We start from the raw sequence: 8,447 nt of genomic DNA, 5'->3' as shown, positions 1-8,447 counted from the left end.
TTTGAAAAACAATTTTTTCAGATTGGATTTTCCCCAGTCAGAACCTGGACCTGCCAGCAACTCTGTTACAGATATTGTGGTGCTCGATAACACCATTTGGTTCGGTACCGGCGGTGGAATAAGCAGGACCCGGGATAACGGTTTGAGTTTTGAGTCTTTCGGAGTCGAGCAGGGGATTGGCAAAGGCGGCGTTTCAGCACTGGCTGTTTCTGATGAAATCATCTGGGTCGCGACCGGGTTTGATTCAATAACTGTGGTTGGCGAGCAGCAAACGGGCGGCGGTTTGGCCTATTCAATGGACGATGGTCTGGGCTGGAATTTTGTGCCGCAACCGGGCTCCACTCCTGTCAGTAACATTACGTTTGATATTGCTTTAAGAAATGATGAAGTCTGGATTACCAGCTTTGCCGGCGGACTGAGGAAATCGACCGACCTGGGTCAATCCTGGGAAATCGTAACGCCCGACTCGTTTCTTTTTGATGTGGTCGGCCGGCTGAATCATCGGGCTTTTTCGGTAATTTCCCCTGATGGAGTTCTTTGGGTTGGCACCGCCGGCGGCGTCAACCGTTCGACGGACGGCGGGGTTACCTGGACCAATTTCAGCCATCAAAATCAAGCGGAACCCATTTCGGGCAATTTTGTTGTTGCCCTTAAAAATCAAAAATATGGGAATAAGGATATCATTTGGGCCGCCACCCGGGAAACCACGGTCGAATCCAATGATGAGACGGAGTTCAGGGGCGTTTCCTGGACCGAGGATTTTGGTTTTACCTGGCGCACGGCATTGGCGGGCGAAACCATTCACAATTTTGCGGTGGATGACTCAGTGATTTATGCCGGTTCCGATCGAGGACTTTTTGTATCCGTCGACGAAGGAGAAACCTGGGCGATTTTCCCCGGTATTGTCAATCCGAGCGGAACCAGACGAATTCTCAGCGAAAGAGCTTTTGCTGCTGCCATCAGTCCCGGTCCCACACTTTGGGTTGGTACTGGAAATGGAATTGGCAAGACGGCAAACAACGGTTTGACCTGGGAGGTATTTCAAACTTTTGAACCTACTCCTCATAATATTGATCGAGAAATTAAGATACCATTCTCAGGAGCGGTATTAACAATAACAACGAGGATCAGAACTTATGCCTATCCGAATCCATTTTCTCCGAGCGTGCACAACCAGTTTGATGGAGGGGGGAACGTTCGCTTTCAGTACAACACCATTAATGAAACAAATGCGACTTTAAAAATTTACGATTTTGGCATGCGGCACGTGGCCACAGTAGCCGAGAACACGCCTCGTCCGGCCAATGGCGATTTCTATGAGATTTGGGATGGCCTAAATTCCAAAGGCATTCAAGTTGCAAACGGTGTTTATTTTTATCGCCTTGAATTGGACGGTGACGGGACGTATTGGGGTAAATTGATCGTCTTAAATTAAACGGGGAGCTTAGAGTTGAGTCAATATTTGAAGTTGGTAAGAAACAGCCTCATTTTTTCGGCTATTTTAATTATCGGTCTCACAAATTCTTTGCAGGCCCAATTGGGCGCCGCGGGGTCATTTTTGCGTTTGGGGGTAGGCGCCCGCGCCAAAGCAATGGGAGATGCCTACAGCGGACTCGCCAGAGGAATTGAGGCAAGTTACTACAATCCGGCCGGACTGCCTTTTCTGGACAAAAAGGAAGTCGTTGCGTCGTACAGAGTCTTGTCTCTGGACAGGCAATTTACTTATTTAGGATTTGGCGTTCCCATCCGCCCAAAAGTAGCCGGCGGTGAGCAAACAATTAACGGCGGTTTGGCTCTAACGTGGATTCATGCCGGGGTCAGTAATATAGACGGGCGCGACAGCGATGGACGCCATTCCGATGATTTATCCAATTCTGAAAATGCCTTTATGCTTTCATTTGGTTTAAGGCCAACTCAAAAAATAGCCTTCGGATTGTCGGTTAAAGTGATTTTGAATCGTTTTCCAAACATTGGAATTTCGGGGGAAACAGTTTCGGCAAACGGCGTTGGATTTGATTTAGGTGCCCTGATCACCCCAAATGACTGGCTCTCTTTGGGCTTCGTTGTGAAGGACATCAACGCCAAATACAGATGGAATACTCAAGATATTTACAGCGAAAATGGCTCCGAGACAATTGACAAAGTTCCTAAAAGTCTACGCACGGCTGTGGCTATTAAAGTGCCGAGAATGACGGGGGTAACTTTAGCCGTTGACTTTGAGCAGTTCTTTAAATCCCGGCTATTTAAAGATCGAATTGATGAACGGCTTCACATCGGAATCCGGAGTGAGGTCAGGAAAAATATCGTTTTACGCGGTGGATTGGACGACGGTTCTTTGACAGCGGGAGGCGGGTATCAGTTTGAAATTTTTGGTAAGACAGGCCAACTAAACTATGCCTTTTCCGCACCCGGCAATCGGCCGGAGGAGGAGCATGTTTTTACCTGGGTGTTTCAGTTTTAAAAGTGTTTTCGAGTGTTAAAGTGTTTAACTTAGGAGTTGTGATCTGAAAAAAATAAAAACAACTATTCTTATGCTTTTTATTTTATTCTCTGCAAATTTCAGTTTGGCTCAAACGGGTAACGCCGGTGCAACTGGTTTGGCTTTTCTTAAACTTGGCGTCGGCGCACGTGCAGGCGGACTGGGTGGAGCATTTTCCGCGGTAAGTGATGATGCTACCGCTACATTTTGGAACCCAGCGGGGTTAACCTACTCCCATAGAGCGCAGGTAGCGTTTACTCATACTGAATGGGTGCAGGATATTACAAATGAATTTTTGGCTTTTATCTTTCCGGCTTTTCGTGGAACCATTGGGTTGAGCGTTTATGCAAATAATGTTGGCGGAATCGAACGTCGGATAAACCCATCTGATGAGCCAATCGGTACTGTTGAGGCCAACGATATTGCATTAGGATTTTCTTACGCTACTTCGATCAACTCATCTCTAAAAGCGGGTTTAACGGTAAAATATCTTTATGAGAAAATATTTATCGAAAGCGCTGCCGGATACGCTTTTGACTTCGGGTTGATTTTTCAACCGTTTTCTAATTCGTTAAGACTTGCCGTCGTTGCCCAAAATTTGGGCTCAATGAATAAACTTCGTGCAGTGTCTATCAATTTACCGAAAACAGTCCGCCTGGGAGTTTCTTATTTACTTGCTTTAGATGAAATTAGCGGTACTGTTTTATTAACTGCAGACGGAGTAAAAGTCATTGAAACGGATTTTAGAGGAGGTTTTGGCGTCGAACTGCAATTCAAAGATCGGCTGGCGGTCCGGGTTGGTTACCAAACCGGTCTTTCCCAGCAAGCTTTTGGGGGCGGCTTAGGGTTAAAGATAAATCGCTACCATTTAGATTATGGATTCACACCGTTCGACTCAAATTTTGGGGATACGCATCGATTTTCTTTTGCCATCGTTTTATAACTATTTTGTGCAAAATTAAAGTAGTGTTCAGGTGTTAGAGTGTTCAGGTGTTAGATTTTTCTGGTGTTAGTCATTACGATGCCTGTCATTTAAAGAGATTACTTTTGCTGCTCTCGATAATGACGCCGAAGGCCAATGACCTATTGGCTTAATGACGTTATTGTCATTCGCTTCGCGTCATTGGGCTATTTTTGCACAGAAATGCAAGACTTTAATACTTATAAAAACCACAACACAATTTTTTTAAGGTGTACTTATGAAAAAGCTTAGAAAGAGCTCGGTCGCTCTTATTGTCGTTGTTCTCTTTTTGTTCGCGGTCGCAATGAGGTTGGATTTATTCGCACTCGGTTCAAATAATTTAGTGCAAATCCAGCGATTCATGGAGGTTGTTCGGGTGCTAAATGAGCTCTATTTTGAGGAAGTGGATTCCAAAGAGCTTGTTGATTCGGCTATTACCGGCATGCTTGAAAAGTTGGATCCGCATACGGTCTATCTACCGAAGGAGCAAGTTCAAGAAGTCCGGGAGCAGTTCGAAGGAGAGTTTGAAGGAATCGGAATTGAATTTATAGTCCTCGATAAAGTTCCTACGGTTGTTTCACCCATTGCGGGCTCTCCTTCGGAGCGGTTAGGGTTACGCCCCGGAGATCAAATCGTTGAAATTGAAGGCACCTCAACATACGGATTTACTGAAGATCAAGTGCGGGAGAAATTGTTAGGTAAAAAAGGAACCAGAGTAAATGTTCAAATAAAACGACACGCTTATGAGGAACCCTTTGATTTAACTATCACCCGTGACAAGATTCCAATTTACAGCATTTCGACGGCATTTATGATTGAACCCGAAACAGGCTATATCAGAGTTGGCAGGTTTGCCAAAACTACAAATGACGAATTCGAGAAGGCCCTGGAAGAATTAAACTCGCAAGGCATGCTGCGTTTGATTTTGGATGTAAGAGGAAATTCAGGCGGGTACCTGGATCAGGCAGTTGAAATGGCCGATAAATTTTTAGAAAGTGGTAAACGGATCGTTTATACGCGGGGTCGCATTTCGAGTTCAAACGAGGATTATTATTCCACTTTGGAGTCAGCATATTCCAAATTGCCTTTGATTATCTTAATTAATCATGGCTCTGCCAGTGCTTCTGAAATTGTGGCCGGTGCGATTCAAGATTGGGACCGGGGTTTAATTGTCGGTGAGACGAGTTTTGGCAAAGGTTTGGTTCAACACCAGATTTCTTTAAAAGACGGAGCTGCGATTCGGGTCACCATCGCCCGGTATTATTCACCAAGCGGCAGGCTCATTCAGCGTTCCTATGAAAACGGCTTATTAGATTATATCCGTGATGGCTACGATGATTTTGATCCCAATTCTCATATTGACAGTACCTTGAGTAAACCGGTTTTCACGACCAGCTCCGGAAGAACAGTCTTTGGCGGTGGTGGAATTACCCCGGACATAAAAATCAAGTCAAGGCATCTAACTGCTTCTACCATTAAGTTGATTCAAAGCCAAATACTTTTTCAGTTCAGTTCGGATTACGCCACAAACCATCCAAACCTTGGACGTAATTTTGAAATCTTTAGAAAAGAATTTGATATTGAACAAAGCACGGCTGATAACTTACTCGAGAAGGTTCGACAGGCGGGAGTTGAAATGGATGAAGCTGAAGTAAAGCAGGATATCGATTTCATTAAAAGAAGAATGAAAAGCGAGATCGCGCGGCATCTATGGAGCTCAAAAGAATTTTATCAAATGGAAGTGCTGCAAGATGAGCAAGTCAGAGAAGCCCTGCAAAAATTTTCGGAAGCTGCAAAAATCGCGAAACTCACCATTGACAAGTAAACTCTTTCAGCGGGAATATAGGGGGGTTTTGCTCTTGTATACCTTTAGGAAAATATTTGTAAATAGGACAATTAAAAAAAGTATTGACTTTTAAAATAAAAATAATTATACTTTTGCAACATATCTGACTAAAAACCAACACTCTTCAACTCGTTACCAATTTTAAAAAATAGTACTGTTTAAAACTTTAAGGGAGGGACAGCGTAATGAACTTTTTGGATTTGTTCAACGACGGAGGCACTTTCATGTGGCCGATTTTGGTTTGTCTGATTTTTGGGATTGCTGTTAGTATAGAGCGAGGGTGGACTTTATCCCGTGCTTCGGTTAACACCCGTAAATTTCTCGCCAACATAAAAAAAGCATTGAACGAAGGTGGTATTCAGGAGGCAACGGATGTTTGTGCAAATACTCGCGGCCCTGTCGCCTCTATTTTTCATGCAGGTCTTTTGAGAGTAGATCGAGGCATCGAGCACGTAGAAAAAGCAATCATGAATGCCGGTTCTATTGAGATGGCATTTTTGGAAAAAGGTTTAGTGTGGCTCGCGACTGTAATTAGTGTTGCTCCTATGTTGGGTTTCCTCGGAACGGTGTGGGGTATGGTTGAAGCTTTCCGGGCAATTGCGGCAGCCAATGATATTTCCCCTTCAATTGTGGCGGACGGTATTTCCACTGCTCTTTTAACTACAATGTTTGGCCTAGTCGTCGCCATCTTCATTCAAATTGTGAACAACTATTTTATTTCACGCATAGATCAGCTGATTGTAGACATGGAAGAGAGTTCAGTAGATCTCGTTGATACTCTGATAGAGATGGAGAGAGGCAAAAAAACAGCTGCTTGATTCACAATTCAATACTTACTTTAATTTAGGTAGTCCCGGAGAAAAATAGATGTTAATAGAAAAGAAGAAATCACGAAATAACTCGGACATTCCAATGGCCTCGCTTGCGGATATTGCTTTCCTCCTCCTCATCTTTTTTTTAGTCACCACTACCATTGATGTAGATCGGGGAATAGGTCTTAGTCTGCCTGCCAAGGGAGAGGAAACTGAAGTTAGGACCAAAAATATCACCAATCTCTTAATCAATGCTCAGGGGGAGATTTTGCTGGATAATGAAGTTATCGCAATCAACGAAATAGCCCGCAGGATTGAGCAGAAACTTCAGGAAAACCCTAACTTAATCGTGTCCGTAAAAACTGATAGAGAAACCAAATATGATGTGTTTATTAAAACCTTGGATGAGTTGAAAATGGCAAATGCAACGCGCATCTCTATCGCTGAACCTACGGGTTAAAGGAGGGATTAAACTTGAAATTTCAAGGTAAACAAAAAGCTGAGCCAGGCATTCCTTTGTCCTCACTCCCGGATATCGTATTCCTGTTGCTGATCTTTTTCATGGTTTCATCCGTGTTTAAAGAGTTCCAGGGTTTACCGGTTACTCTGCCTAATGCCAGAAAAATTGAAAAGCTGCAAGGAAAAAGAGATGTTGCGTATTTGTGGATCAGTAAAGATGGGGAAGTTTCAATTGATGACCGAATCTGCAGAGTAAGCGATGTCTCGAGGATAATGTATCAAAAGAGACTTGACCCAATGCACCCATTAAAATTAGTTTCAATGAAAATAGACCAAGGAACCGCAATGGGTATTGTAACGGATGTTCAAGAGGAGTTGAGAGAGGCCGACGCTCTAAACATAAATTATTCTGCAAAACCAGCATATTGAGGTGATGTTATGAGAAAAAACCCCGAGGCAGATTTAAAACTCAAATACAAAAAAGTACTTGAGTTAGGCATGGTCCTGTCACTGGTTATAATGCTCCTGGTTTTTCAAACGCTGCGGGCAATTGATATGGACGAGGCTGAAAGTAAAACAGTCGACATTGAGATCGAGGTCACCGATATTCCACCGACCGAGCAATTTAAAAGACCGCCGCCTCCGCCAAAACCCTCGATTCCAATTCCAACTGAAAGCGAAGATGTCCCTGAAGATTTGACAATCGAAGCAAGCTTCCTTGATTTGTCGGATATTCCACCACCGCCGCCACCTCCTGCGGATGAAGGCGATATGATTTTTGTGGCTTTTGACGAACCCCCGACTCCAAAAGGCGGTTTTCGTGCCATTCAAAAGGCGCTAAAATATCCGGAAATCGCTCGCAAGGCAGGAATTGAAGGACGGGTCACGGTACACGTATTAGTGTCTGAAAAGGGCATAGTTATAAAAACCAAAATTCTGCAGTCTCTCGGCCACACCGGTTGCGATCAGGCTGCCGTCAGTGCGATTAAAAATGTAAGATGGAACCCCGCGATGCAGCGCGACAAACCTGTAAAAGTTTGGGTAGCTATTCCTGTAATCTTTAGATTAAAATAATAAAAATAGATAACGAATTTCAAAGCGGTGCCTTTTCGGGTACCGCTTTTTTTATTTATGTAATGGTATGAGTGGTATTTTAGAGCGTCTGTTCACACGGTCATTTAAACGGAGAAATTTCCTGTTGGTGACCTTATCTCTGTTCTGTTTCATTTTTAGTAGCACTTGCTTTAATCCCTTTGCCCCTGAATTAGATGAGCAAGCCGATCCCTCCAGTGTGATCACTGAACAGCAAACACCTGACGAAGTCCTGCAAAACTTTCGAAATGCATATACCTTTAAGGATTCCCTTCTTTATAGTAATGTTTTAGACGAGTCCTTTGTATTTGAATATTTTGATACCAATTTAGAACCCTCAGGAGGGTTTAGAACCTGGGGGAGGGACGTTGATTTACAAACCACCGGTAGCCTGTTCCGCAGTTTCGACGTCATCGAATTGATATGGCTCAACACATTGTTCACAGAGAGGGATAGTCTCCGTGAGGATGGGGAAATCGTCGAGCTTAGAGAAAGGCAGTTTAGAAGATTTAACTTAAATCTCTTTGGCTCCGATCTCAATTTTATCATTTCTGGTACAGCAATTTTTACCCTCAAACTAAAACAAGGTGATGATAAATGGAGAATCACTCGCTGGAAAGATGAGTCGGATATTTAGAACAAATGTTATAAACATTAAGGCTAACAAAGAACCAAAAAATTTGTCTATGTTGTACAAACCCAAGTTTGTCTGGGAATAATAAATTGAATAATCATGTTGATTCTAATTAAATCAGTTAAGCCGCTTTCTTAAAGCAGTTCATCTCCTTTAAATATGTT

The 8,447-nt window shown here is 43.3% G+C and carries 9 protein-coding genes; all 9 read left to right on the top strand.

What is annotated here, in order from left to right; genetic code table 11:
- A partial coding sequence (locus IH879_14785) for a hypothetical protein (GenBank protein ID MCH7676199.1) occupies positions 1-1,435 on the top strand: 1,435 nt, incomplete at its 5' end.
- Between the two features lie 15 nt (positions 1,436-1,450).
- Positions 1,451-2,461, top strand: coding sequence for a PorV/PorQ family protein (locus tag IH879_14780; GenBank protein MCH7676198.1), 1,011 nt, complete (start codon positions 1,451-1,453; stop codon positions 2,459-2,461).
- 103 nt (positions 2,462-2,564) lie between these two features.
- Entirely contained in the window at positions 2,565-3,422 is an 858-nt protein-coding gene (locus IH879_14775; GenBank protein MCH7676197.1) for a PorV/PorQ family protein, read from the top strand.
- Between the two features lie 256 nt (positions 3,423-3,678).
- Positions 3,679-5,265: a S41 family peptidase gene (locus tag IH879_14770; GenBank protein MCH7676196.1), complete on the top strand. Its 1,587-nt coding sequence runs from the start codon at positions 3,679-3,681 to the stop codon at positions 5,263-5,265.
- A 206-nt stretch (positions 5,266-5,471) separates the two neighbouring features.
- Positions 5,472-6,104, top strand: a complete 633-nt coding sequence (locus IH879_14765) for a MotA/TolQ/ExbB proton channel family protein (protein ID MCH7676195.1) — start codon at positions 5,472-5,474, stop codon at positions 6,102-6,104.
- A 49-nt stretch (positions 6,105-6,153) separates the two neighbouring features.
- Positions 6,154-6,558: a biopolymer transporter ExbD gene (locus IH879_14760; protein ID MCH7676194.1), complete on the top strand. Its 405-nt coding sequence runs from the start codon at positions 6,154-6,156 to the stop codon at positions 6,556-6,558.
- A 14-nt stretch (positions 6,559-6,572) separates the two neighbouring features.
- Positions 6,573-6,986, top strand: coding sequence for a biopolymer transporter ExbD (locus tag IH879_14755; GenBank protein ID MCH7676193.1), 414 nt, complete (start codon positions 6,573-6,575; stop codon positions 6,984-6,986).
- A gap of 9 nt (positions 6,987-6,995) precedes the next feature.
- Positions 6,996-7,631 carry an energy transducer TonB gene (locus IH879_14750; GenBank protein ID MCH7676192.1) on the top strand — a complete coding sequence of 212 codons (636 nt, stop codon included), beginning with the start codon at positions 6,996-6,998 and terminating at the stop codon, positions 7,629-7,631.
- Positions 7,632-7,755: 124 nt separating this feature from the next.
- Positions 7,756-8,286: a hypothetical protein gene (locus tag IH879_14745; protein ID MCH7676191.1), complete on the top strand. Its 531-nt coding sequence runs from the start codon at positions 7,756-7,758 to the stop codon at positions 8,284-8,286.
- The last annotated feature ends 161 nt before the right edge of the window (positions 8,287-8,447 follow it).

The sequence above is a fragment of the candidate division KSB1 bacterium genome, assembly GCA_022562085.1.
Taxonomy (GTDB): domain Bacteria; phylum Zhuqueibacterota; class Zhuqueibacteria; order Oceanimicrobiales; family Oceanimicrobiaceae; genus Oceanimicrobium.
The sequence above is the reverse complement of the archived record's forward strand: the minus strand, read 5'-3'. Positions and strand labels throughout refer to the sequence as shown.

Bases quoted from the DNA above. Each gene is read 5' to 3' on its own strand.
- IH879_14770 (MCH7676196.1), top strand. From the start codon at position 3,679: ATGAAAAAGCTTAGAAAGAGCTCGGTCGCTCTTATTGTCGTTGTTCTC.
- IH879_14765 (MCH7676195.1), top strand. From the start codon at position 5,472: ATGAACTTTTTGGATTTGTTCAACGACGGAGGCACTTTCATGTGGCCG.
- IH879_14760 (MCH7676194.1), top strand. From the start codon at position 6,154: ATGTTAATAGAAAAGAAGAAATCACGAAATAACTCGGACATTCCAATG.
- IH879_14750 (MCH7676192.1), top strand. From the start codon at position 6,996: ATGAGAAAAAACCCCGAGGCAGATTTAAAACTCAAATACAAAAAAGTA.